The organism is Burkholderia sp. L27(2015) (assembly GCF_009765705.1).
In the GTDB taxonomy this organism is placed as follows: Bacteria; Pseudomonadota; Gammaproteobacteria; order Burkholderiales; family Burkholderiaceae; genus LMUX01.
This window is the reverse complement of sequence record NZ_LMUX01000016.1, coordinates 105753-130764: the sequence shown is the minus strand read 5'-3', so window position 1 is coordinate 130764 and position 25012 is coordinate 105753. Positions and strand designations below refer to the sequence as shown.

Below are 25012 nucleotides of genomic sequence, written 5' to 3'. Positions count from 1 at the left end.
ATTTTTGCGGGCTAAATTTTGATTCAGCGGCGGCGCATGAGAAACGTAAAGACCTTCTCATGGACCGCTGTCTCAACCAGCTCATTGCCGGTCTGTTTGGCAAATGCCGCGAAATCGCGCTGAGCGCTCGGATCCGTCGCCAGAATTTTCAGGATCTGCCCGCTTTCCATATCGGCCAGCGCTTTCTTTGCGCGCAAAATGGGCAACGGGCACAGCAGGCCCCGGGCGTCGACTTCCTTGTGTATGTCCATCTGTGTGCTTACCTCGGTATTAAATAGACTAAATCCGGTGGCTTACTGCCCCGGCCGCTCGACGAACTGCACCGGCAATCCTCGCCGCCGCATCCATTCCGCCAAAGCCAGCCCGGTGCCGGCGCGCCACGGACGCAACTCGGCCGGCTCGACCAGTTTGTAAGCGGCCAATTCAGGCGATAGTGACACTGTTCCGCTCGCGCGTACGTGATACGCGATGATCAATTCGTTCTTGCGCATAAATTCATAGACGCCCAACAGCTCGACCGATTCCGCGACCAGCGCGGTCTCTTCCAGCAACTCGCGGGCCACGCCCTCTTCCGGGGTCTCCCCCTCTTCGAGAAAACCGGTAATCAGCGCATACATGGGTTCGGCCCATGCAGCGTTGCGCGCCAGCAGGATCTTGTCCTGGTACTCGACGACCGCGGCCACCACCGGCAGCGGGTTGTTCCAGTGCACGTAGCCGCAATCCGCGGCGGGACATAACAAACGCAGCCGCTCCGAGGCGTGCCGTTCGATCAACGGCGTGGCGCAGCGAGGGCAGTATTGATGACTCACAGTCAGCCCTCCATCAGGGAACGCACGTCGGCGGCAAACCGCTCGACCGTCTCGGGCGTCGTGTCCCAAGCGCACATCAGGCGGCAACCGCCGGCGCCGATGAACTGATAGAACTTCCAGCCACGCACGCGCATCGCGGCCGCGACCTTGGGCGGCAGTTCGGCGAATACCGCATTGGATTGAACGGGAAACATCACCCGCACGCCCGGAATCGCTTCGAGCCGGCTGCGCAACAACTGCGCCATGGCATTGGCGTGGCGGGCGTTGTGCAGCCAAACGTCGTTGTCGAGCAACCCCAGCCACGGCGCCGAGATAAAGCGCATTTTCGAGGCAAGTTGACCGGCCTGCTTGACCCGATAGGCAAAATCCTGCGCCAGCGCGCGATCGAAAAACACCACCATCTCGCCGACCGGCAAGCCGTTCTTGGTGCCGCCGAAGCACAGCACATCGACGCCGGCTCGCCAGGTGATCTCCGACGGATGAACGCCGAGCGTGGCGACCGCATTCGAAAACCGCGCGCCGTCCATATGGACCGTCAAATGCCGCCGTTTCGCGATCGCCGCGATCGCCCTGACCTCTTCGACAGAATAGACCGTACCGACTTCAGTGGACTGGGTCAGCGTCACGACCTTGGGTTTCGGATAATGGATATCGGCACGCCGCGTCACCACGGCCTCGATCGCATCGGGTGTCAGTTTGCCGTTGATGCCCGGTGCGGTCAGCAGCTTGGAGCCGTTCGAAAAAAATTCCGGGCCGCCGCACTCGTCGGTTTCGATATGCGCCAGTTCGTGGCAGATGACCGAGTGGTACGACTGGCACAGGGACGCCAACGCAAGCGAGTTGGCAGCCGTGCCGTTGAAAACGAAGAACACCTCGCAATCCGTCTCGAACAGGTCGCGGACCCGATCACATACGCGCTGGGTCCAGGAGTCTTCGCCATAGGCGACCTCGTGGCCGCTCTGGTTGCATTCGATCAGGTAGTCGAGCGCTTGTTGACAGATGCCCGCGTAGTTGTCGGAAGCGAAGTGCTGGCCGCCCTGGCTGACAGTTGGCGCGTTGGAAGGATGATTCACAATACGGCTCCTCGGCCAAGCGACCGAGCGGTCTTGAGATGGAAAATCGACATGGAATGGTGTCTTAACAGTCGGGGCGCACATGCGAGATGCGCGCAAACCCCGATTTTATCGACTTTGGCGCATCCGGGTATGACTACGTCAACTTCGATGCAACGGTCCTAGCGGGCGCGCCGCGGCTTGACGACTAACCATGATCAGCATCACCGCACCGGCGACCAGCACCAACGCCGCCAGCAGCAAAGCGAGCGCGAACGATCCGGTATAGGCCGCGATCGGAGCCGCGATCAGCGGTCCGGCAATCTGCCCTGCGCCGTAGGACGCAGTGGCATACCCCATCAATCCGGCGGCCTCATTGTGACGCAGCCGGCGCGCCTCGCGCATCGCAAACAAGGTGATGGCGGTAAAGGGCAAGCCGATCAGCAGGCTGCCCACCGCAAACCCGGGCACCGTCGGCCAGACCACCCCCAGTACGATGCCCGCGGCCTGCATCAGGTAGCTGATAGCGAGCAACAGCCGGTTATCCCAGTGGACCGGCGTGCGTGACGCCGAGATCGCACCGACGATAATCGCCAAGCCGAACATCGGCCAAAACCGATCCGGCCATAGCGAATCGGGCAAAGCGTGGCGCGCTATCACCGGCAAGAAGGTCGCGGTGATGATGTAGCCGAACCCTGGCAAGCCATAGAGAAACACCAGCCACGCCGCGTCTCGGTTAATCGCTCGCGCCTGAACGCCGGTCTCGGTACGTCCAAGCGCTCGCACGCGTTCCAGGTCCGCTTCGTTCACGGGGGCGCTGATCAACAAGGCGCGGTCGCCTGGCTCGGATTCGTCCTCGTCTTCGTCGATAAACTCGAACGGCTCCGAGCGGGATACCGGTGCGGACTCGATCGATGTCGCGCTCGGCGAAGGCGGTGATGGTGACCGTGATGGCGGTGGCGACGCGGGTTGCGGCGAGACCGCTACATGCGGCACCGCCGCGTCAAAGATCTTCCAGACGCATGCCGATAGGACGAGCGCAAGCACGCCAAAGCTCAGCCAGCCGACCTGGGATCCATACTGGCTGCCCGCGCTGACCAACAGACCCGTAATCAGAATACCGAGGCCCGGTCCGGTATAAATCACGCCGCTCCAGCCATGCTGATGCAATTCGGCAAGACGACGCAGTCCCCATTGCGAAGCGAACACGAAGGTCCACGCACTGACAATTCCCGCGATCAACCGCAAACCACCCCATAGCGCAAACGTATGCGTGAGCCCCATCGACAAGGTCAGCACAGTCGTCATCACGAGACCGAAGCGCAGCAGCTTGCGGTGATCGAAGGGCATGAACGCACACGTCAGCGCGCCGATAAAATAACCGGCGTAATTCAGCGACGCGAGCAGACCGCCCGCGTTGATGCTTAGCCGACCTTCCTGCAACATCAAGGGCAGCAACGGCGTGAAGGCGAAGCGGCCTATCCCCAGCGCCACCGCCAGGGTAATCGCACAAGCCAGCGCACTGATCGCCGCCGTGCGCTTGGCGCTCGTCTGTGTGGCAGTTGGGTCTGGAACAGCGGGCCGCGGCGGCAAAGTCATTATGTGTCTCCTGAGCAGACTAGCTCCTGTGCGTGCCCGATCGTGCGCCGAGCATCGCTGTATTGTTGTCACGGTTTATCGGCGCCCCCAAATCAAAACGCCGCGAACCGTTAGGCTCGCGGCGTTTTGATTCAGCGCAACCTGCGTGCCTGAATTTGCCCACCCCTCATTAGCCCATCCTTGCTTGGGTCGTCACTAGGCCGTCGTTGGGTTTGAGTCGGGTCTATTGCGTTCGTCTACTGCGTCGGTCTACCGCGTTGCTCTACGGTTACAGCCGCGCCTCGACCCAGGCCTTAACCCCGGCCAGCGCCGCCGGCAGGTTGGATGCGTCGGTGCCCCCCGCTTGCGCCATATCGGCACGCCCGCCCCCTTTGCCGCCGACTTGCTGCGCCACGAAATTCACCAAATCGCCCGCTTTCACTTTCTGGCTCGCGTCCGCTGTCACGCCCGCAATCAAGCTGACCTTGCCCTCGCTCACTGCAGCCAGCACGATAGCCGCATGCTTGAGCTTGTCCTTGAGCTTGTCGACAGTCTCGCGCAGCGTCTTTGCATCGGCGCCCGCCAGCGTCGCCGCCAGCACCTGGATGCCGCCGACGTCCACCGCTTGGGTCAGCAAATCGTCGCCCTGATTGGACGCGAGTTTCGATTTCAATTGCGACAGTTCTTTTTCCAGCCCGCGTACCTGCTCTTGCACCTGTGTCACGCGCTGGATCAATTCGGACGGCTGCGCCTTGAGCGCCGCAGCAGCGGCGTTGATGCGGGCATCGAGTTCCTGGACGAAGCGCAAGGCGTTGTCGCCGGTGATGGCCTCGACGCGGCGTATGCCCGCCGCCACGCCGCCCTCGGACACGACCTTGAAGAAGCCGATGTCGCCCGTGCGCTGCACGTGGGTGCCACCGCACAACTCGCGCGAGAAGCCGATATCGAGCACGCGCACCTCATCGCCGTACTTCTCGCCGAACAACGCCATGGCGCCGCCTTTGACCGCATCGTCGTAGGCCATCAATTGGGACTGGACCGCCGCGTTGCGCAGGATCTCAGCGTTGACGATGGCCTCGACGCGACGGATCTGGTCGTCGTTCATCGGCGCATTGTGTGCGAAGTCGAAACGGGTCTTGTCCGCGTCGACCAGCGAGCCCTTTTGCTGCACGTGAGCGCCCAGCACTTCGCGCAACGCCTTGTGCATCAAGTGCGTGGCCGAATGGTTGCGGATCGTGCGAGCGCGGCGCTCGGTATCGACCTCGGCCGCCACCACGTCGCCCACCTTGAGCGTGCCCTGCGCGAGGGCGCCATGATGCCCGAACACCTCCGCTTGAACCTTGAGCGTATCGGTCACGGCAAAGCGCGCATCACCGGCATGCAGCACGCCTTGATCGCCAACCTGGCCGCCCGACTCTGCGTAGAACGGCGTGTGGTCCAACACCACGATGGCTTCCTGGCCACGCGCGATCGTATCGACCGAACTGCCGTCGACGTAGAGCGCGATCACCTTGGCATCGTCGACGGTCAATTTCTCGTAGCCGTGGAACGTCGTCCTGGCGCCGCTGTAGCCCAGCGCTTGCGCCATCTTGAACTTGCCCGCTGCACGCGCTTGGTCGCGCTGACGCGCCATCGCCGTATCGAACGTGGTCTCGTCGACCGTCATGCTGCGTTCGCGACACACGTCCGCCGTCAGGTCCAGCGGAAAGCCATAGGTATCGTGCAGTTTGAATGCCACTTCACCGTCCAGCACCGTGCCGCCGCGCTGCTGCAATTCGCCCAGCGCCGCATCGAGAATCTCCATGCCGTTTTCGATGGTCTCGAAGAAACGTTCCTCTTCCTGGCGCAGCACATCGGTGACGCGTTCCTGCGCTTGCGCGAGTTCGGGATAAGCGGCGCCCATCTCGGCGACCAGATCAGCCACGATGCGGTGGAAAAACGCCTGCTTGCGGCCGAGCTTGTAACCGTGACGAATCGCCCGACGGATGATCCGGCGCAGCACGTAGCCGCGCCCTTCGTTGCCCGGGATCACGCCATCGACGATCAGGAATGAACAGGCGCGGATATGGTCGGCAATGACCTTCAGCGAATTGTTGCCGAGATCGGACGTGCCGGTCTCGCGCGCCGCGGCCTTGATCAGCGATTGGAACAGGTCGATTTCGTAATTGCTGTGTACATGCTGCAGCACCGCCGCAATGCGTTCCAGGCCCATGCCGGTATCGACGCAGGGCTTGGGCAGACGCGGCATATTGCCTTGCGCGTCGCGGTTGAACTGCATGAACACCAGGTTCCAGATCTCGATATAGCGATCGCCATCTTCTTCAGGCGAGCCCGGGGGACCACCCCACACGTCCGGACCGTGATCGTAGAAGATTTCCGAACACGGACCGCACGGCCCGGTATCGGCCATCTGCCAGAAATTGTCCGACGCGTAGCGCGCGCCTTTGTTGTCGCCGATCCGGATGATGCGCTCGACCGGCACGCCGATTTCACGCGCCCAAATGTCGTGCGCTTCGTCGTCTTCGTGATAAACCGTGACCCAGAGCTTGTCTTTGGGCAACTGGTACACGCCGGTCAGCAATTCCCACGCGTAGTGAATCGCATCGCGCTTGAAATAATCGCCGAACGAGAAGTTGCCCAGCATCTCGAAGAACGTGTGATGACGGGCGGTATAGCCAACGTTCTCGAGGTCGTTGTGCTTGCCCCCGGCCCGCACGCTGCGCTGCGAGGTGGTCGCGCGCGTGTAGGGACGTTGCTCGGCGCCGAGAAAGACATCCTTGAACTGCACCATCCCGGAGTTGGTGAACAGCAAGGTCGGGTCGTTGGACGGCACCAGACTGGAGGAACGAACGATCGAATGACCTTTCGCTTCAAAGAATTTCAGGAATTTTTCGCGGATTTCAGCGGCTTTCATCGTGTGCTTTGGTCGACCTGGCGCAACGGTAGAGGGTATGGGTAGAGGTATGCGTGCAAGCGGTTGATTATACGGGAAATAGCCAACAAAGCGGCCACTGGGCGCAGGTAGAGCGCGCAGATCGCTTAATATGACGCCACAAATTACTAGACGGAGATTCTCTGCCATGGGCGCACTCAGCCATATTCGCGTGCTCGATCTCACGCGCGTTCTTGCCGGACCGTGGTGCGGCCAGACCCTTGCCGACTTTGGCGCCGACGTGATCAAGGTCGAGCGTCCGAAAGCCGGCGACGATACGCGTCACTGGGGGCCGCCCTACCTGCAGGACACCGAGGGCGCGCCGACCGCGGAGGCCGCCTACTACCTCGCCGCCAACCGCAACAAACGTTCGGTGACGATCGACATTTCCACAGCCGATGGGCAGCAACTGATACGTGAGCTGGCGGCACAAAGCGATGTGGTGCTGGAAAACTACAAGGTCGGACAACTTGCGAAATACGGACTCGATTACGACGCGTTGTGCAAGGTCAAGCCGGACCTGATCTACTGCTCGATTACGGGTTTCGGCCAGAGCGGCCCCTATGCGGGACGCGCCGGCTACGACTTTATCGTGCAGGGTATGGGCGGCTTCATGAGTATCACCGGCGAGCGCGACAGTTTGCCGGGCGGTGGCCCGCAAAAAGCCGGCGTTGCCATCGCCGACCTGATGACCGGCATGTATTCCACCGTGGCCGTGCTGGCCGCACTGGCACACCGCGACCGCACGGGAACCGGCCAATATATCGATATGGCCTTGCTCGATGTGCAAGTGGCGATGCTCGCCAATATGAACACCAACTTCCTGGTCAGCGGCACACCGCCCGCGCGCTGGGGCAATGCGCATCCCAACATCGTGCCGTACCAGACCTTCAAGACCAGCGACAGTTGGATCATCGTCGGGGTCGGCAACGACGCGCAGTTTCGTAAATTCGTCGAAGTCGGGGCCTGCCCCGAACTCGCTCTGGATCCGCGTTTTGCGACCAACCCGCAGCGGGTCAACCACCGCGATACGCTGGTGCCGATACTCGCCGCCATGGTCGAACGCCGCAGCAAAGCGGATTGGATCGCGTCGCTGGAATCGGCCGGCGTGCCGTGCGGCCCGATCAACGATCTCGGCGAAGTGTTCGAAGATCCGCAAGTGGTAGCCCGCGAAATGCAGGTCAAGGTCGCGCATCCGTTGGCCGGCGAGGTCAAGCTGGTGCGCAGCCCAATCAAGATGAGCGCCACGCCGCCCGAGGTTACCGGCCATCCGCCGCTGCTCGGCGAACACACCGAAGCGGTGCTACACGAGCTACTCGGGGTAGACGCCGAGCGCTTGGCGAGCCTGCGCGCGGCCGGCATTGTGTAACAGTCTGTGCGGCCGCGAACGGGGGGCTGCGCGGCCGCACCCGCGTTCGCGCCCGCGCGGGCCAAGCTAAGCGACTGATCCGACTGGAATTTTTCCAATTCCCGGCATGGGAATTCGAAGTCGGACTTGTAACATTTGAAGTTCGCACGCGGCTACGTCCGGAACTATCGACCCGTACCCTATATCAAACTAGCCGGTTACCTTAGATGAACGATGCTCCATCGATGAACGATGCACCGAAGTCCGCTTTGCCTCATCGCGCTTGGCTTTACTGCGCTGTTCATCACCCGCTTTTCGCCGTCGTTTAACCTGTCTACTTTGAGTTGCCACTTTTTTTACAGGGAAAGAACCATGAAAAAAATTATTGTCCTCGCCGCTTCCGCACTCTTTATGACGGGTGCTTTCGCCCAAGGTACCGCACCGGCCGCTACCGGAACGCCGCCGAGCGCGCCGATGAAACACACTGTGACCAATGCCGGCGTCGAGGCGCATATCAAAGACTTGCGCAGCCAACTGAAAATTACTTCGGCAGAAGAAGATCAATGGAACAAGGTCGCTCAGGTGATGCGCGATAACGCCGCGCAAATGATCGATATGATGAGCAAGCGGGAAGCGAATGAGTCCACGATGACTGCCGTGGACGACCTGAATTCGTACGGCGATATCGCGCAAGCGCACGCCGATGACGTGAAAAAGCTTTCTGCCGTGTTCGAGCCGCTTTACAACAGCATGTCCGATGCTCAGAAGAAAACGGCCGATACCGTTTTCCATCCGCACCCGCGTCACGCCAAAGCCACCAAGTCTAATTAAGCGCGCCAGTCAGCGGGCATCGCAAGTGGCTAGCGCTACGCACATCGCGTGAAAGGCCGTGGGATTCGGGCCGCCGCGCAAAAAAGAAGGGGAATTCTTATGAAGAAACATTATCTGATTGCATTGATCATCGGTCTGGCGGCGCTGAGCGCAAGCCCGCTAGCCAGCGCACGAGTGAATTTAAATATTGGCATTGGCCTGCCGGGCGTCTATAGCGCCCCGCCGGTCGTTTATCAACCCGCTTATTACAATGCACCGCCGGTGGTTTATGGCCGCGGCGGCTGGGGTGGGCACAACGACTACCACCATGGCGGCGACTACCATCACGACAACGGGCATCACGACAACGGGCATCATGACGGTCGTCACTGAGTCTTGAGCCACGCCGCCACCCGTTGATGCGGGGTATGGCGCAAACCACCCTACCCGCGGATACCGCCGGTAGGGTTTTTTTATGCCGCAACATGCGACGCTTTCATGCCCGCGATTTTTTATGAGCGCCCGTGCACCAGCGCGTGCGGTAAAATGAGGAGATCACTTAAAGGCCCTCGCGCATGAGCAACGAACGTAAGAACAGCCCGGACACCGCACCCGTATCGAATTTCATCCGCAACATCATCGACGAGGACACGCGCACCGGCAAATGGGCCGGGCGAGTTGAAACCCGTTTCCCGCCAGAACCCAACGGTTATCTGCATGTGGGTCACGCCAAATCGATTTGCGTGAATTTCGGTATCGCGCGCGATTACAACGGCGTGTGCCATTTGCGCTTTGACGATACCAACCCGGAAAAAGAAAGCACCGAATACGTCGATTCGATCGCCGAGTCCGTGCATTGGCTGGGTTTCTCGTGGGTGGGCGACAGTCAGAATCACCTCTACTACGCAAGCGACTATTTCGAACAGCTCTACACCTACGCTGAACTGTTGATCGAGCGCGGCCATGCTTACGTCGATAGCCAAAGCGCCGAGGAGATGCGCGCGAACCGCGGCACGTTGACCGAGCCCGGTCGCGCTTCGTCGTTCCGCAGCCGCACGCCCGACGAGAACCTCGACCTGTTTCGCAGGATGCGCGCCGGCGAATTCAGCGACGGCGCCCATGTGCTGCGTGCCAAGATCGACCTGGCCTCGCCCAATATCAATATGCGCGACCCGGTGCTGTACCGGATCCGGCGCGTCCACCATCACCGTACCGGTGACGCCTGGTGCATCTACCCGATGTACGACTACACGCATTGCATTTCGGATGCGCTTGAAAACATCACGCACTCGCTGTGCACGCTCGAGTTCGAAGATCACCGTCCGCTCTATGATTGGGTGCTGAACCAATTGGCCGATGCGGGCGCGCTGGTGCGGCCGTTGCCGCAGCAAATCGAGTTCTCGCGGCTCAACCTCACCTATGTCATCACCAGCAAGCGCAAATTGCATCAACTGGTCGCTGATAAGCACGTCGACGGCTGGGACGATCCACGCATGCCGACCATCGTGGGTTTGCGGCGGCGCGGCTACACCCCGGGCAGCATTCAGCTATTTTGCGAACGCATCGGCGTCACCAAGGTCGATTCGTGGATAGACATGAGCGTGCTCGAGCAATCGCTGCGCGACGATCTCGACCCGGTCGCACCGCGCCTGAGCGCCGTGCTCGACCCGGTCCGGCTGATCGTCGACAACTTCCCGGAAGACGAGACGCACGCGTGCAGTGCGCCCGTGCACCCGCATCGCCCGGAACTCGGTTTGCGCCATTTCCCATTTACGCGCGAGCTGTGGATCGAGCGCGACGATTTTCAGGAAACGCCGGTCAAAGGTTTTTTCCGGCTGTTCCCCGGCAACCGGGTGCGTCTGCGTCACGGCTACGTGGTCGAATGCATCGGTGCGGACAAGGACGCCGATGGCAAGATCACGGCGATCCACTGCACTTATCTTCCCGACAGCAAGTCGGGCACCCCGGGTGCGGACACGTATAAGGTCAAAGGGAATATTCACTGGATCAGCATCGCGCACGCGCTTGAGGCGCAAGTGCGCATTTACGACAGACTGTTCACCGAGGCGCAGCCCGATGCGGGTGGCCGCGACTTTATCGAGGTGCTCAATCCGCAAGCCAAGCGAGTGGTCCATGCTTACCTTGAACCGTGCGCGAAAGACGTCAAGGCGGAGGACCGGGTCCAATTCGAACGCCACGGCTACTTCGTTGCTGATCGAGTCGATTCGCAGCCCGGCAAGCCGGTCTTCAATCGCACCGTCAGCCTGAAAGACAGCTGGGGGAAACCCGCCTGACGTAGTGGGCTAACGTAGTGGGCTGACATCGCGTCTGGCATCGCAGTTGACAACTCAACTGACGACCCCGCTGATGACTTAGCTGACGACACGGCCGCGGCACTCCCGCTTTCTAGCCGAAGCGGTGGTGAACGCCGCGAATGAATAAAAAAACGCGCGGTGCCGAGTGGCACCGCGCGTTTTTTTCGAGCGCGCGAGGCGCTCGTACAACCCGAGCTAATTCTTATTGCTTGTTGCCGTTCGGACCTGCTTGGACAGGCGAAGCCGGCTGCTTGGGTTTGTGAATCCGGACTTTCTTGGCTTTCTTGGCCTTCGGTGCTTTGGTGACGCTGGCGGGCGCAGCCATGGCAGGTGCAGCAGCAGGAGCTGTGGAAGCAGAAGCCGGAGCCTGAGCAAACACGGCGCTCGAAGCCAACAGGCCAGCGGTCAATGCGATCAAAAGCTTGTTCATGACAAAATCCTTTCTCGATTAGCACGCGACCAGTTCGCGCTTACCTGATAAAACGAACGTCATTACATTTGGGTTGACGTCGAAACACGATAAAAGTAAAAACTTGTAAGTAAAATCCAAACAAAATGTAAACCCTAGGTGCCCGTTAGCTGTTTCGGCGTCGCTCATTCACCTTTGATCCACCCTTCATCCCTGAACCACTGGAGCCGCTGCCATGACCACGCCTCTTGTCATTATCAAGCCGCACAGCCGTGATCTGGGCGGCTTCACCGTGCGCCGGATTCTGCCCGCGCAAGCTGCCAGGACGGTAGGCCCGTTTATTTTTTTCGATCACCTGGGCCCCACGGAGCTCGCGCCCGGCGGCATCGACGTGCGGCCTCATCCCCACATCGGACTGGCCACCGTGACATTTCTGTTCGAGGGGGCGCTGATGCACCGCGACAGCCTGGGCACCGTGCAGAAAATCGTCCCGGGCGATATGAACTGGATGACCGCCGGACGTGGCATCACGCATTCGGAACGCACGCCTGACGAGGATCGTCAGGGCGGCATGACCATGCACGGCTTGCAAAGCTGGGTAGCGCTGCCTCATGCGCAGGAAGAATGCGAGCCGACATTTGTCCACTATCCGGCCGCCCGTTTGCCGATCACCACGGTTTCTGGCGTGACGGTGCGGGTACTGGCCGGACAGTTCAAGGGGCTGGTCTCGCCTGTCGCAACGCTTAGTCCGACCTTATACGTCGCGGCAGAGTTCGATGCCGGCGCGACTCTCGCTGTGAGCGCGGACTACGCGCAACGCGCGGTCTATCTGGCGCAAGGCACCTTGACGATAGACGGACAAGTACTGCAAGCCGGCGAGATGGCGATCTTGCCCGCCGATTTGCTCGCGAATCTGCATAGCGCCGACGGCGCCCGGGTCATGTTGCTCGGAGGCGCGCCGCTGGATGGCGAACGCTTCATTTGGTGGAATTTCGTTTCGAGCCAGCGCGAGCGTATCGAGGCGGCGAAAACCGCGTGGCGCGACGGCCAATTCGCCGCAGTTCCCGGCGAACGCGACTTCATACCGCTGCCGGAACACTAAACGCCGGCGTTGGCGTTGGCGTTGGCGGCGAGCACGCGCAACACATACGCTGCGGCGGCGAAGCCGAAACTCGCGGTCACGCACACGCTGGAGCCGAAGCCCGCACAGTTCAGGCCGATCGGCCCGCCAGGCAGATTCGTATTCGCTTCGGCGGCACCGCCTTCGCCCGCGTCGCCATCGGCCGACGCCGTGGACATTTCGTGTTCCGCCAGTTCCGGATAGATCAACGGTTCGTCTGAATAGACAGCCGGGATTTTGAATTTTGTCTTGGGGCCCCGTGCAAATCCGTGTTGCTTGCGCAAACCGGCACGCACCTTGGCAAGCAAGGGATCCTGGATGGTTTGAGCCAGATCGTCGATCCGGATTCGCGTCGGGTCGAGCTGTCCACCCGCGCCGCCTACCGTGATGACCGGCTGGCGATGTGCAACGCACCATGCAAGCAGCGCCGTTTTGGTCCTCACGCTGTCGATGGCGTCGATGACGTAATCGAAACCGCCGCCTAGCACACGGTCAAAATTATCGGCTTCGACGAAATCCTCGACCTCGGTAACATCGCACTGCGGATTGATCAACGTAATGCGCCGGGCCATCGCCGTCACCTTGGCCATTCCGTAGTTTCCGTCCAACGCATGGATCTGCCGGTTGGTATTGCTTTCGGCTATATTATCCAGATCGACCAGCGTCAAACGACCCACTGCGCTACGCGCCAGCGCCTCGGCCACCCACGAACCGACGCCGCCTATGCCAATGACCACCACTCGCGCCTGCTCGAAGGCCCGCAGTGCCGGCACCCCATACAGCCGCGCCACTCCGCCAAAACGGCGTGCGTGATCGGCCTCGCCCCATAGCGCCTCGGACGCCATCGTCACGGCGGGCGCCGCCCCGGCGGGCGCGGCGGGGGTCGCAACGGGGTTCGCAACTGAAGCAGCGGTTTTGTTGCTTGGGGAAACACCAGGCTCGGACATATCAGGGAAATCGGCGAATACAGAGAATACGGAGACGTCAAACCGCATTGTGCCCGATTCTCTGCACACACTGCAGGCAAGCAGTAGCCCAGCGCAGGCAAGCGTTGTGAAACGGTGCTAAGCCAGGACCCGCGAAGCCCTTCGAGCGCAAAATAATTTGTCATTGGCTATACTGATATTTCTTTAGCGCACACTTAAGACCGTGATCACTCTCGCAGATCTGCGTAAAAGCTACACATTGGGTAGCCTGACCGAAACCGAGGTCGACCCCGATCCGATCGTGCAGTTCGCACGATGGTTCGATCACGCCGTGAAGTCGGAAGTCCCGGAGCCGAACGCGATGACACTGGCGACTGTCAGCGCCGATCATCGTCCGTCGGCCCGGATCGTGCTGATCAAGGGCGCGGACGCGCGCGGCTTCACGTTCTTTACCAATTACGACAGTCGTAAAGGCCACGATCTGGCAGCGAACCCGCATGCCAGCCTCTTGTTTCATTGGATCGAGCTGGAGCGGCAAGTGCGCATCGAAGGCCGGGTCGAGAAGACGACGGCGGCCGAAAGCGACACTTACTTCCATTCGCGGCCCTTGAATTCGCGCATCGGCGCATGGGCATCCGAACAAAGCGCCGTGGTGCAGAGCCGCGCCGTGATCGAGAGTCGCGAGGCCGATTTCAACGCCCGCTTTGGCGAAAACCCACCGCGCCCCGCCCACTGGGGAGGCTACCGGTTGACGCCGGAGTGCATCGAATTTTGGCAGGGGCGAGCGTCGCGCCTGCACGACCGCATACGCTACGTTTGCGCGCCTGATGGAGGCTGGCGCATCGAGCGTCTCGCGCCGTGATCTTTTTCACGCGTATACGGTCAAAAGAAAGGCGCAGCAGTACGATGCAGGCAAGCGGTTGAATGATTGATCGAGGGAGCGAATGACGCAACGAGCCCCTCTCCCGCCTGCCGAAGAGACGAACTGCTGCTGGACCCGAACCGATTCGTGATTTGCCATCATTTTTCGAGCGGAGAATAGACATGTTCTGGGAAAAAAAACTCGCACACTGGGTTGCTGACATTCGCACTAAAGCGAATATTCCGGCACGCGTGATCCTGTGGGACGGCCAGCAGCACGACTTCGGCACGTTTTCGGCGCCTCAGGTAACGCTGCATGTAAAGGGCGCGTCGGCGCTACCCTACTTGCTCGAGCCCAGTCTGGACAACCTCGGCGAGGCCTACGTCAAAGGCAAGATCGATATCGAAGGAAAGCTAAGCGATATCATCGACATCGGCTACGCGCTGGCCAAAAATACCGTCACCGCCAGCAGTGGCAAACTCGCCCGCGTGCGGCGCTACTTCAACCACAGCAAAGCGTCCGACAAAAAGGCCATCGAGTATCACTACGATGTCTCGAACGAGTTCTACCAGCTCTGGCTGGACTCGAACATGGTCTACTCCTGTGCTTATTTCGAAGACGGCACCGAAGACCTCGCCACGGCCCAGTTGAAGAAAATCGACCATATCCTCACCAAGATCGATTTGCAGCCGGGCCAGACCCTGCTCGATATCGGCTGCGGCTGGGGCGCGTTGGTGCTGCGCGCGGCACAAAAATTCGGCGCGCGCTGCGTTGGCGTCACCTTATCCGAAAATCAATTCGCGCTTGCCAACGAACGCGTGAAAGCGGCAGGCCTGCAAGATCAGATCGAGATCCGCCTGCAGGACTATCGCGATCTGACCGGGGAATTCGACCGGATCACCAGCGTCGGGATGTTCGAGCACGTCGGTCGCAAGAACCTGCCGGCCTATTTCACGAAAGTACGCGAGCTGCTTAAAGAAGACGGCGTGGCGATGAATCACGGCATTACGTCCAGCGATTTCGACAGCGGCGAAACCGCGCTCGGCGGTGGTGAGTTTATCGATAAGTACGTGTTTCCCGACGGCGAATTGCCCCATATCAGCCTGGCATTGCAAGCCCTGCAGCAGGGCGGGCTCGAGGCGTTCGACGTGGAAAATTTGCGACGCCACTACGCGCATACGCTGAACCACTGGGCGCGCAATTTCGAGAACGCAGCAACCCAAGCACGCGAGCACGTGAGCGAAGAAAAATTCCGCATCTGGCGTGTCTATCTGGCAGGTTGCGCGTACGCGTTCGAAAACGACGATGTCGCGATCTATCAGATCGTTTGCCGGCGCGCCGGACGTCGGGCCGAGACGCTGCCATGGTCGCGACGTTATATGTACGACCAACGACGCGCGCCTCTGGGTGTCTAGACCGGCCGAGTCCCCAGGGCTGTCGCGAGCAAGTTGATGCCAGATCTGTTTGGCTTGCCCGACAATACCGATGATAGCGACGACACCGGCAACGCTGCCGGGTCGCCGCACGCCGAAGGCGGCGATAGTCGTGCCACGCCGCCCGTGCGCCGCAAGCGCGGCCCCAGACAAGTCGAGCCGGCACCCGTTTCCGCCGAACTCGCCACGCTGAGCACGAAGCTGCCGGCGCAGATCCGGCTGGGCACGTCATCGTGGTCGTATCCCGGCTGGGACGGCCTGGCCTACAGCGGCGACTATTCGACTCCGATACTTGCCAAGCGTGGCTTGGAGGCTTATGCCGCGCATCCCTTGTTGCGCAGCGTCAGTATCGACCGCTCGTTCTACGGGCCGCTGTCGGTGGCTGACTATCTGACCTACGCGGGTCAAACACCCGAGCATTTCCGGTTTACGGTCAAGGCGCCTGCCAGTGTCACCGACGCCGTATTGCGCGACGACCGGGGCGCGCCGGAAAGCCCCAATCCGTGCTTCCTCAATGCCGACATAGCGCGTCGCGAGTTCGTGATGCCGTGCATCGAAGGGCTGGGCGTGCGCGCGGGTGCGTTGGTCTTTCAGTTTTCACCATTGCCTCAATACTGGCTTACCGCCACCACCGACTGGATTGCCCGGGTCGGGCGCTTTTTCGCGTCATTGCCCCCGCTGCCGCGGGGTGGAAACGAGGGCAGCGGGGGCAACGACGGCGCCTACTATGCGCTGGAAATTCGCGATGCGGCATTGCTGACGCCGCGGCTCATCAAGATGCTGCAGAGCACTGGGGTACGGTATTGCCTCGCCCTCAATGCCCGCATGCCTGACGTCGTGCGGCAAGCGAGTGCCCTGGCCGCGCTCGACGCGCAAGCCGCAGGCCCGTTGATCGTGCGCTGGAGCCTGCATTCAGGCTTCAAGTACGAGCAGGCCAAGGCTCGATACGAGCCATTCAATGCGATCGTCGATGCCGATCCAGCCAGTCGGGCGGCCTTGGCCCAACTGGCGGCGCACTACGCGCTCGCCGGTCAGCCGGTCACGATTACGATCAGCAACAAGGCCGAGGGTAGTGCGCCGCTCACCTGCTTCAGCTTGGCAGAAGACATCGTCCGTGCACTGGAACAGGCTAAAGCGGCTTCAGCGGCGGCGCCTCAGCGTTAGCGGCGCGCTGCATGAGTCTTCGCTACCTGAGCCACTAGCCGACAAGACCTCTTGAACAGTGCTATGCCTCGAACCGCTGCGCAAACTTCTGCTCAAACCTGAGCCACTGCGCCCGCTACTGCTTGCACAGCACTACGCCTGAAAACGGTGCGCAAACTTCTGCCGAAACTTGGCCACCTTGGGCGCAACCACAAACGCACAGTAGCCCTGCGTCGGATGGTTCGCGTAGTAGTTGCGATGGTAGTCTTCGGCCCGCCAGTAATTGCCGTCGAGCGGGGCCACCTCGGTGACGATGGGGCCGTCGTAAAGGCCGTCGCGGCTGAACCGCTCGATCACCGCCTGCGCGGTCGCACGTTGCGCCTCGGAATTCGTGAAGACGACCGAACGGTATTGCGTGCCGACGTCGTTGCCTTGGCGGTTTAAGGTAGTCGGATCATGGATGGTAAAGAAAATCTCAAGAATTTCCTCGAAGCTGATACGGTTCGCATCGAAGTCGATCTTGACGACCTCGGCATGGCCCGTATCACCGTCGCAAATTTGCTCATAGGTCGGATTACGCGTCTCGCCACCCGCGTAGCCCGGCTCGACGGCGGTGACGCCTGCCACCTCGAGAAAGACCGCCTCAGTACACCAAAAGCACCCGCCGCCCAAGGTTGCCGTTTCGATATTTTGCGTCATAACGCCCTCATTGCAGAAAAAGTCGACCGTAATCGTTCATCTTGCACGAAACCGCCGCACCGCGCCTTGGCCGACAGGCACCCGCAGGCCGGACGATTCCGCTAAACTGTGCAGGATCGTGGTTCGCCAACGGGGATGAGCCGGTCGGACCTCCCGTTTACTGACATCCCTGCGGGGGCGCCCCGCGTTATTTTTTGCCCTTGCATGGGCTCTATTCGACTGTACACGCCCATGAAACCATACGCCGAGTCTGGCGCCACCGTTGCGGCTTCCGTAGATGCACAAACTTCGGAGAGCTCGGTGCAATCCGCCGACACCGATCTGCTGCCCATCGGTGCGCGACCCCGAGCGGCAAATCCGCCCGATTTCGAGCCCGACATGTTCCGCAACGTGCTGGGACAATTCGCCACTGGCGTGACCATCATCACCACGCGCTCCGAAGAAGGTGGACTGGCGGGCCTGACTGCAAGTTCATTCAATTCGGTTTCGCTCACCCCGCCGCTCATTTTATGGAGCCTGGCGAATAAATCGGGCTCGCTACCGACCTTCCAAACCAATACTCATTACGTGGTCAATGTGCTGTCTTCGGCCCAGGTGGATCTGTGCCTGCGCTTTGCGACCGCCAAGGGCGATCGCTTCGAGGGTGTTCCGTACCGGCTCAACGCCGAGGGCATTCCGATCCTGGAGGGTGCGCTGGCGTGGTTCGAATGTCATAACCGAAGCCGCTATGTCGAAGGCGATCACGTCATCTTCGTGGGCGAAGTGGAGCGCTGTGGCTTTAACGACGCTAGCGCCGAGGCCGGTCCCCTGGTGTTCCACGGCGGCCGGTTCCATTCGGTCGATCCGCTTGAGTGAGCTTGCTCGGATAAGGGCGCCTAAGCCGTCCGCTGATTAAGCCCGCTGATTAAGCCTACTCAATAAGCCGGCTCATTAAGTCCGCTCATTAACCCGTCCGGATACCCTTACATGCCGTTTTGTAGCCTTGCGCCTTAATGCGGCGTGAGCCCGAGCCGCGCGGCCAGCACGCGCAATTTGGGGCCGATCACGGTCCGAAATAGCGTCTCGTCCATCGACGACGCGGGCCCGCTGCAGCTCAATACCAGACAACGCCGCTGCACCGGGTCCAAAAAAGCGACTGCGATGGCGTTGACGTCGTCGTGCCATTCCCTGAACGAATAGCAACAGCCTACGCTGGCGTAAGCGGCCACTTCGCTGCGAGTACGCGCCAACATCTCCGGTCCAGCCGCACCGGCGTGGCTAACCAAGCGTTCATACAAGGCCTCCCGGGCGGCCTCCGGCTGGACTGCGAGATACGCGCGTCCCATCGAGCTGGTCAACATCGAGAGCCGCGAGCCGGGCGTAAGTCCCAACGTGAGCGCGGTCTCGCTGCGGATGGTTTCGAGGTAAATCATGTCTAGCCCCTCCCGGCAGCCCAGCGACACCGCAGCGCCGATCTCGCGCGCAAGCGCACGCATGTGAGGGCGCGCAAGATCGACCAGGTCGCTGCCCGCCAACAGCGCCCCGCCCAGCGCCAACACCCCGGCGTCCAACGCGTATTTAGCCAGCGAGCTGTCGTAACGCAAATATCCCAATTGCGCCAAGGTGAAGGTCAAGCGGCTGACTGTCGCCTTGGGTAAGCCAGTGCGCTCGACAAAATCGCGGTTACCCAGCCACGCATCGTCAGCCGTATAGCAACGCAATATCTCCAGGCCGCGGGCCAACGCGGTAACGAATTTGCGCTCGTCGGCGGGGTTCGCCAACGGCAGAAAAGAAGATGAGCGAGTCGATATATGAGCGGCTGGTTTGGGCATAGTGGTCGTTGCATCGAACGGGACGGGATCGGCACTGGATTCCGCGCTCCGGGGGTGATAAGATCTAATTTATGCAGAACATTGTTCCGCATGGCGGAACCAACGTCAAGCCCGATTTTTACGTTTTGGACCCTCGCCGGTCCCGGACGCAGCGCGGGACCCTCAACTAAGGCGAGCCGGCCCGACCCGCTCGTGTGGAGAATGATCATGGCAGACACAGCTCAGTTTCATTGGGAAGACCCCTTGTTGCTCGACCAGCAGCTCGATCAGGAAGAGCGCATGGTGCGCGATGCGGCCCGCGCCTATTCGCAAGACAAGCTCGCACCGCGCGTGCTGCAGGCGTTTCGCAACGAAACTGCCGATCCGTCGGTGTTTCGCGAAATGGGTGAACTGGGTTTGCTGGGCCCCACGATTCCTGAGGAATACGGCGGTCCGGGCCTTAACTACGTCAGCTATGGTCTGATTGCGCGTGAAGTCGAACAGGTCGACTCGGGCTATCGATCGATGATGTCGGTCCAGTCGTCGCTGGTCATGGTGCCGATCTACGAGTTCGGCTCGGAGGAACAAAAGCGCAAATATCTGCCCAAACTCGCCACCGGCGAATTGATAGGTTGCTTCGGCCTGACCGAACCGGACCATGGCTCCGACCCGGGCAGCATGGTGACGCATGCGAAGAAAGTCGATGGCGGGTATGTATTGTCGGGCGCCAAGATGTGGATTTCCAACTCGCCGTTTGCCGACGTGTTCGTCGTGTGGGGCAAACTGGCGAACGACGAAGGTAAGCAAGTGATTCGTGGCTTCATCTTGGAAAAGGGCTGGAAAGGCTTATCGGCCCCGGCCATTCACGGCAAATTTGGTCTGCGCGCTTCGACCACCGGCGAAATCGTGATGGACCAGGTCTTCGTTCCGGAAGAAAACCTGTTGCCCAAGGCGTTCGGCCTGACCGGCCCGTTTACCTGCCTTAACTCGGCGCGTTACGGCATCGCCTGGGGCGCGTTGGGCGCCGCCGAATCATGCTGGCATACGGCGCGTCAGTACGTGCTCGATCGCAAGCAGTTCGGCCGCCCGCTCGCCGCCAATCAACTGATCCAGAAAAAGCTCGCCGATATGCAGACCGAGATCACGCTCGGGCTGCAAGGGGTGTTGCGCCTGGGCCGGATGAAAGATGAAGGCAGCGCCGCCGTCGAGATCACCTCGATCATGAAACGCAACTCCTGCGGCAAAGCGCTCGATATCGCCCGCATGGCGCGCGACATGCTCGGCGGCAATGGCATTTCCGACGAGTACGGCGTGATCCGCCACATGGTCAACCTGGAAGTGGTCAACACCTACGAAGGCACGCACGATATCCATGCGTTGATCCTGGGGCGCGCGCAGACCGGCATCCAGGCTTTCTGCTAAACGCCGCTGCCCCGCAGCCAAGCTCGCGATCGACCCCACGCTTTTGACAGCGTGGGGTTTTGCTTTTCTGGTGGGGCTAACGCGGACAAAAGCGCGATTTATTTATCCGGCTGCGGCGTCAAACGCAAATACGGTCGCAAGGCTTTGTAGCCTTTCGGAAATTTCTTCTTGATCACTTCCTCGTCTTTCAGAGAAGGAACGATCACCACATCGTCGCCATTCTTCCAGTTACCGGGCGTTGCAACCGAATGGTATTCGGTCAATTGCAACGAATCGATCACACGCAGCACCTCGTCGAAGTTACGCCCCGTGCTGGCGGGATAGGTAATCGTCAGGCGAACTTTCTTTTTCGGATCGATAATGAACAGCGAACGCACCGTGAACGTTTCGCTCGCGTTCGGGTGGATCATGTCATAGAGCTCGGAGACTTTCCGGTCGCTATCGGCGAGTATTGGGAACCCCACGCTTGTCGCCTGAGTCTCATTGATGTCCTTGATCCATTCCCGATGCGAGTCCACCGAATCCACCGAAAGGGCAATCGCTTTGACATTGCGCTTTTCGAACTCGCCCGCAAGTTTGGCGGTCAGCCCTAACTCGGTCGTGCAAACCGGGGTGAAATCGGCGGGATGGGAAAATAGAACGCCCCAGCTGTCGCCGAGCCATTCGTGAAATTTGATATGGCCTAGACTCGAATCCTGTTCGAAGTCGGGTGCGGTATCGCCTAAGCGAAGACTCATGGTGTTGCTCCTGGTTGACGGTTCGAACTCGCGTCAGCATACCCGAGGCGAGTGACCGGGCTAACGAACGAAAGGGCAGATGCAAATAAGTTTTCGTTATGTTTCGATCCGGGTAAGCTGGACAGGTTCATTGAAGAATAACTGCGTTCGCTCTCCTTTGCTGAGATACGCTGGCGATCGGCGCAGGTAAAAACCCTAATCCAGGCTGTCGGCGGTATGAGATGATGTGCGCGGATGTGCGCAGACGTGCTCGCCTCTGACGGCATCTTTCGCTACGATTCGGGAAGGCCTTTAATTTTGGGGAGCTGTCATGTCGGAAATCAATAGGGAGAAACTGATGTCGGATATCAAAACTGTTCTTGCAGACGCCGAAGATTTGCTCAAGCAGGCCGCCAGCACCACCGGTGAGCGCGCCACGGAGCTGCGCGAAAAAGCGGTATCGCGTCTGAAGCAAGCCAAGGAAAAAGCCGCCGACGCCCATGTGGTGGTGGTCGAGAAAGGTAAAAAAGCCGCCCGAGCTACCGACGATTACGTCCATGAACATCCGTGGCAATCGATCGGAATCGCCGCCGGCGTGGGCGTGCTGATCGGGTTGCTCATCAACCGCCGCTAATAGCTAACACGGCGCCGTTGCGCGCAGGGCATCACGGAATATCTCGCGGCTTGGGTCTTTTGCTGCCAGCAAGCACGCCGGGGTATTGCGTTGCGAGGGCCCTGCCATGGGTATCGCGCAGAAACAGCCGCCCTGACTGCCCGTTAAAACGGCCGGTGCCCACACCTTTTCTTTTTGTGCCCTCTCTTTTTCCAAGCGGCTCAACATGATCTCTGAATCGCAGGAACATACGGCTTCGCACGGCACGCTACGCCGCATAGCGAGCGGTCTCATCGCGATCGTCCATACCCGGCTCGAACTCATCGGGATCGAGCTCGCCGAAGAAAAGGACCGACTGCTGGTCAGCCTTTTCATTGGGCTGGCCGGCATGCTCCTTAGCCTCATGGCGCTGATTACGTTGACCGCCCTGGTTGCCGTTGCATTCTGGGATACTTATCGCTGGCAAGCGTTGGCGATACTGACGCTGGCCTATGCCGTCGCGGCCCTGGCTTGCGGCCTGAAGGCGTTTTCGCGCTTGCGCGATGCTCCCCCGATGTTTCCGGCGACCCTGGCCGAGCTCGAAAAAGACCGTGCCGCTCTCAAGCGCACTTTATAAACCTCTGTGCTCAACGAGCTCGCCATGAACCGGCCTCCTTATTCGTCCGACGACAATCGGGGTCCCGCAGACCCTGCTGCTAACCCGTTATTCGGTCACGGGCTCGATGTACGGCATTTCACGCCTCGCCAACAGCGTCTGCTGCGCAAGGAAATACTGACGCTACGCGCCGCCGTCGAACGCGCCGAGCTTAGCGAGGCTGCTCACGAACTACGCGGCAAGCTCACGCGCTTTGGCTGGGTGAAATGGTTGCTGCCGCGCTGGACCGGCATACAAGGACAGTGGGGGCCGTTGGGCAACCTACTGAAGCAGTATCCGATGCTCAGCTCACTCGCGTCGATGGTGATCAGCGGCCGAATTCGCCATGTGGCATTCCGGTTGGTCCGTCCCGTCGCCAAGTTCGGTCTGGTCGGACTCGCAGGCTGGACGATCTGGCAAGTGTGGCGCTCCCTCGGCACGCAGTCTCGCCGCGCCAGCGAGGATACGGCTGCGGATTGATCGCAACGCAAGACGCGGATGGCCGACCGGCCAGGGGTAGGGTTCGCGTCGCTAGCGTCCCTCCCAGCAACGTGCAACATGCTGCGTTGTGACATCCGCAGCGATCCGATTAGCGCGGCGGCCTGTCGCGTCGAGCAGATAATCCCCGCACTCGACATCATCGCGCATCGGCCCTGATTCCGACGGGCTTGCTTGTACTGTGTACCCGCCGTTCTTCCCATCCGCCGGCAACACCGCCAATCGATACACCGCGGCGCCGGACTGAGGCGACTGGGCAAGGTCGGCCGGCAATGGCTCGGCCGACGGAGCCGTAGCCCCTTCCCCTTCCCCTGCACGTGCGTCGAGCTCAGATCGTTCGAGGTGATGCAATACTCGGTACGCGGCGCTCACGCCATCGGCCCGATAGCCTCGCATCAGATAGGCTCGATAGCTCGGCATGGCATAAGCGGCAATGACCGCGACTATCGCCATGCAGATCGCCAGTTCGGGCAAACTCAAGCCGCGATGACGATGCCGGCCACGGCGGTGACGGACTACGCGCTTCATCGAGGAGCCTGCGCGACGCTGCGCCAGAACCATCGGCCACTTGTGCCGACCCGCGCAGCTTGCATCCACGCTTGTGTACCGACGCTCGCACCCAAACTCGCACCGACACCTCGTGCAGTCAACAGATAGCGTGGGCTGTCGGTACCCGTTTGTGTCATTTCCAGTAGACACTGCGGCGCTTGTGCGGCACCGGGCCAGCTTGCGGCAACGCGCACCGCCGGTGCGTAGTCGCCGTCGAACGCTTCAAACAGCCGCCAGTAGGCAGGCTCGTCGTCACCAGCCCATACCCGCGCCGTCAAAGCCCCATCCGATAGCTTGCGCGCACAGACCGCCAATGCCGCATCGGCGGCATAGAACGCGACCACGCGATCACGCAAGCCCACTGCGCTGCGCAAAGCGGCCGTGGCGATGTCGAGTTGTGCGAGCGCCAGCAACTGCAACAGCGCAACCACCGCCAGCACGACGGGCAGTGTCATGCCGCGCTCGCTGCAGGCCGAACCGGTATTCCGACGGCCCAGCGCCGGCATGACATCGAGCACTGACGTCATGCGCGTCATGCCCGATCGAAGAGATTGCGCGCCGCGAGCATGAGCCGATAAGTTTGCCGCCTGCGACGGTCGCCCCCCTGCGAGGCGCGGCCGTCGCAATCGAGATAGGCATAATTTTTTGCGGTCGGCCGCCCTCGCACCAGTACGCAGATGCTGACCATCTGCAAGCGGTCGGCCGCGTCCGTGGCACTGGCCTCATCGGCTTCATCGGGGAGCGCGAAATCGCCGACCAAGCTTGCCACGCCTTTCAACTGATACGACAACCTCAGCGTCTCGACACCCTCGACCACCGGTTGCGCGGTACCGAGCCGGCCACTGCCTTCGCAATAGAGTTCGGGTTCACCGCTGGAGCCGCTGGGTTTGACGAAGAATCGCGCGACCGACAATACGCCAGCGGGTACCGCCTGGCCGAGACAGTCAGTCGGCGCCCCATCGCTGGTCAGCCAGCTCGAGACGCGATCGGCCATATAACTGAACTGGACTCCATCCGAACCGCGTGCGTCCCGCACACAGTGGGAGTTTGCAGGATCGCCCGCAGGACGCCCGGCGGGGCAAGGCAGCACAGGAATGCGTGGCGTGACCGGATCCGCGCCGGCCACGAAAATGCGGGCCGCGAATCCCGCCGCCCTTGCGTGTACTGCGATCAGATCAAGGGCCGCTCGCCCCGCATCGTCCATTTGAGCCATGTCTGCGGCTTGTTCGAAAGCCGCGTGCTGCCCACGGTAAAGCCCGATTGCAGCGCTGGCGACCAATAACCCGATGGTCATCGCCACCATCAACTCGACCAAGCTGTAACCGCACGCGGGCAAGACCCTGCGCAAAATCCT

At 60.8% G+C, this 25012-nt stretch carries 26 protein-coding genes; 13 read left to right on the top strand and 13 right to left on the bottom strand.

From position 1 onward, the window contains the following. Positions 1-23: 23 nt before the first annotated feature. The 5 genes from GSQ77_RS08555 to alaS all read right to left on the bottom strand — a co-directional run bounded on the left by GSQ77_RS08555 (position 24) and on the right by alaS (position 6353). On the bottom strand, positions 24-251 hold the full coding sequence (locus tag GSQ77_RS08555) for a sulfurtransferase TusA family protein (protein WP_158901053.1): 228 nt from the start codon (positions 249-251) through the stop codon (positions 24-26). 42 nt (positions 252-293) lie between these two features. Then, positions 294-809: an NUDIX domain-containing protein gene (locus GSQ77_RS08550; protein WP_158901051.1), complete on the bottom strand. Its 516-nt coding sequence runs from the start codon at positions 807-809 to the stop codon at positions 294-296. A 2-nt stretch (positions 810-811) separates the two neighbouring features. Next, positions 812-1882, bottom strand: a complete 1071-nt coding sequence (locus tag GSQ77_RS08545; RefSeq protein ID WP_254067525.1) for a low specificity L-threonine aldolase — start codon at positions 1880-1882, stop codon at positions 812-814. 141 nt (positions 1883-2023) lie between these two features. Continuing rightward, the gene (locus GSQ77_RS08540) at positions 2024-3460 is read right to left on the bottom strand and encodes a YbfB/YjiJ family MFS transporter (RefSeq protein ID WP_158901047.1); all 1437 of its coding nucleotides are present in this window, start codon (positions 3458-3460) and stop codon (positions 2024-2026) included. Positions 3461-3728: 268 nt separating this feature from the next. Continuing rightward, positions 3729-6353: an alanine--tRNA ligase gene (gene alaS, locus GSQ77_RS08535; RefSeq protein ID WP_158901045.1), complete on the bottom strand. Its 2625-nt coding sequence runs from the start codon at positions 6351-6353 to the stop codon at positions 3729-3731. A gap of 166 nt (positions 6354-6519) precedes the next feature. Between alaS and GSQ77_RS08530 the strand changes: the two genes are divergently transcribed. The 4 genes from GSQ77_RS08530 (at position 6520) to GSQ77_RS08515 (ending at position 10823) form a co-directional block, all read left to right on the top strand. Continuing rightward, complete coding sequence (locus GSQ77_RS08530; RefSeq protein ID WP_158901043.1) at positions 6520-7740, top strand: CaiB/BaiF CoA-transferase family protein; 1221 nt, start codon at positions 6520-6522, stop codon at positions 7738-7740. A gap of 231 nt (positions 7741-7971) precedes the next feature. Continuing rightward, positions 7972-8550: a Spy/CpxP family protein refolding chaperone gene (locus tag GSQ77_RS08525; RefSeq protein WP_158901041.1), complete on the top strand. Its 579-nt coding sequence runs from the start codon at positions 7972-7974 to the stop codon at positions 8548-8550. Between the two features lie 99 nt (positions 8551-8649). Next, on the top strand, positions 8650-8922 hold the full coding sequence (locus tag GSQ77_RS08520; protein WP_158901039.1) for a hypothetical protein: 273 nt from the start codon (positions 8650-8652) through the stop codon (positions 8920-8922). A gap of 182 nt (positions 8923-9104) precedes the next feature. Next, positions 9105-10823 (top strand): glutamine--tRNA ligase/YqeY domain fusion protein, encoded by a 1719-nt coding sequence (locus tag GSQ77_RS08515; protein ID WP_158901037.1) that lies wholly within the window; start codon positions 9105-9107, stop codon positions 10821-10823. Positions 10824-11046: 223 nt separating this feature from the next. Here GSQ77_RS08515 and GSQ77_RS08510 read toward each other — a convergent pair whose 3' ends face one another. After that, the gene (locus GSQ77_RS08510) at positions 11047-11274 is read right to left on the bottom strand and encodes a hypothetical protein (RefSeq protein ID WP_158901035.1); all 228 of its coding nucleotides are present in this window, start codon (positions 11272-11274) and stop codon (positions 11047-11049) included. Between the two features lie 214 nt (positions 11275-11488). Here GSQ77_RS08510 and GSQ77_RS08505 point away from each other — a divergent pair, with 214 nt between their 5' ends. Next, a complete protein-coding gene (locus GSQ77_RS08505) occupies positions 11489-12355 on the top strand; it encodes a pirin family protein (RefSeq protein ID WP_158901033.1) in 867 nt (288 codons plus the stop codon). On the opposite strand, the gene GSQ77_RS08500 is transcribed toward GSQ77_RS08505, so the two are convergent. Beyond that, a complete protein-coding gene (locus GSQ77_RS08500; protein ID WP_158902859.1) occupies positions 12352-13218 on the bottom strand; it encodes a ThiF family adenylyltransferase in 867 nt (288 codons plus the stop codon). The genes GSQ77_RS08505 and GSQ77_RS08500 overlap by 4 nt on opposite strands. Before the next feature lie 304 nt (positions 13219-13522). Here GSQ77_RS08500 and pdxH point away from each other — a divergent pair, with 304 nt between their 5' ends. The 3 genes from pdxH to GSQ77_RS08485 all read left to right on the top strand — a co-directional run bounded on the left by pdxH (position 13523) and on the right by GSQ77_RS08485 (position 16758). Then, entirely contained in the window at positions 13523-14161 is a 639-nt protein-coding gene (gene pdxH, locus GSQ77_RS08495; RefSeq protein WP_158901031.1) for a pyridoxamine 5'-phosphate oxidase, read from the top strand. A 182-nt stretch (positions 14162-14343) separates the two neighbouring features. Continuing rightward, positions 14344-15576, top strand: coding sequence for a cyclopropane-fatty-acyl-phospholipid synthase family protein (locus GSQ77_RS08490; protein ID WP_158901028.1), 1233 nt, complete (start codon positions 14344-14346; stop codon positions 15574-15576). A 36-nt stretch (positions 15577-15612) separates the two neighbouring features. Further along, positions 15613-16758 carry a DUF72 domain-containing protein gene (locus tag GSQ77_RS08485; protein WP_158901026.1) on the top strand — a complete coding sequence of 382 codons (1146 nt, stop codon included), beginning with the start codon at positions 15613-15615 and terminating at the stop codon, positions 16756-16758. A 132-nt stretch (positions 16759-16890) separates the two neighbouring features. On the opposite strand, the gene msrA is transcribed toward GSQ77_RS08485, so the two are convergent. After that, entirely contained in the window at positions 16891-17436 is a 546-nt protein-coding gene (gene msrA, locus GSQ77_RS08480; protein ID WP_158901024.1) for a peptide-methionine (S)-S-oxide reductase MsrA, read from the bottom strand. Between the two features lie 378 nt (positions 17437-17814). Here msrA and GSQ77_RS08475 point away from each other — a divergent pair, with 378 nt between their 5' ends. After that, on the top strand, positions 17815-18291 hold the full coding sequence (locus GSQ77_RS08475) for a flavin reductase family protein (protein ID WP_254067586.1): 477 nt from the start codon (positions 17815-17817) through the stop codon (positions 18289-18291). 134 nt (positions 18292-18425) lie between these two features. On the opposite strand, the gene GSQ77_RS08470 is transcribed toward GSQ77_RS08475, so the two are convergent. Continuing rightward, on the bottom strand, positions 18426-19247 hold the full coding sequence (locus tag GSQ77_RS08470) for an IclR family transcriptional regulator (RefSeq protein ID WP_158901020.1): 822 nt from the start codon (positions 19245-19247) through the stop codon (positions 18426-18428). 207 nt (positions 19248-19454) lie between these two features. Here GSQ77_RS08470 and GSQ77_RS08465 point away from each other — a divergent pair, with 207 nt between their 5' ends. Next, a complete protein-coding gene (locus tag GSQ77_RS08465; protein ID WP_158901018.1) occupies positions 19455-20648 on the top strand; it encodes an acyl-CoA dehydrogenase in 1194 nt (397 codons plus the stop codon). A 98-nt stretch (positions 20649-20746) separates the two neighbouring features. On the opposite strand, the gene GSQ77_RS08460 is transcribed toward GSQ77_RS08465, so the two are convergent. Beyond that, positions 20747-21385, bottom strand: coding sequence for a peroxiredoxin (locus tag GSQ77_RS08460; protein WP_158901016.1), 639 nt, complete (start codon positions 21383-21385; stop codon positions 20747-20749). A 310-nt stretch (positions 21386-21695) separates the two neighbouring features. Between GSQ77_RS08460 and GSQ77_RS08455 the strand changes: the two genes are divergently transcribed. The 3 genes from GSQ77_RS08455 (at position 21696) to GSQ77_RS08445 (ending at position 23091) form a co-directional block, all read left to right on the top strand. After that, positions 21696-21998 carry a YqjD family protein gene (locus GSQ77_RS08455; RefSeq protein WP_158901014.1) on the top strand — a complete coding sequence of 101 codons (303 nt, stop codon included), beginning with the start codon at positions 21696-21698 and terminating at the stop codon, positions 21996-21998. 205 nt (positions 21999-22203) lie between these two features. After that, positions 22204-22593 (top strand): phage holin family protein, encoded by a 390-nt coding sequence (locus GSQ77_RS08450; RefSeq protein ID WP_158901012.1) that lies wholly within the window; start codon positions 22204-22206, stop codon positions 22591-22593. 24 nt (positions 22594-22617) lie between these two features. Continuing rightward, positions 22618-23091 (top strand): DUF3318 domain-containing protein, encoded by a 474-nt coding sequence (locus GSQ77_RS08445; protein WP_158901010.1) that lies wholly within the window; start codon positions 22618-22620, stop codon positions 23089-23091. A 51-nt stretch (positions 23092-23142) separates the two neighbouring features. Here the strand turns inward: GSQ77_RS08445 and GSQ77_RS08440 are convergent, their stop codons facing one another. The 3 genes from GSQ77_RS08440 to GSQ77_RS08430 are packed head-to-tail and all read right to left on the bottom strand — an operon-like array spanning position 23143 to position 24994. After that, complete coding sequence (locus tag GSQ77_RS08440) at positions 23143-23637, bottom strand: type IV pilin protein (protein WP_158901008.1); 495 nt, start codon at positions 23635-23637, stop codon at positions 23143-23145. Beyond that, positions 23634-24194 (bottom strand): hypothetical protein, encoded by a 561-nt coding sequence (locus GSQ77_RS08435; protein WP_158901006.1) that lies wholly within the window; start codon positions 24192-24194, stop codon positions 23634-23636. Before GSQ77_RS08435 ends, GSQ77_RS08440 begins: the two co-directional genes overlap by 4 nt. After that, positions 24191-24994: a PilW family protein gene (locus tag GSQ77_RS08430; protein ID WP_158901004.1), complete on the bottom strand. Its 804-nt coding sequence runs from the start codon at positions 24992-24994 to the stop codon at positions 24191-24193. Before GSQ77_RS08430 ends, GSQ77_RS08435 begins: the two co-directional genes overlap by 4 nt. Between the last annotated feature and the right edge of the window lie 18 nt (positions 24995-25012).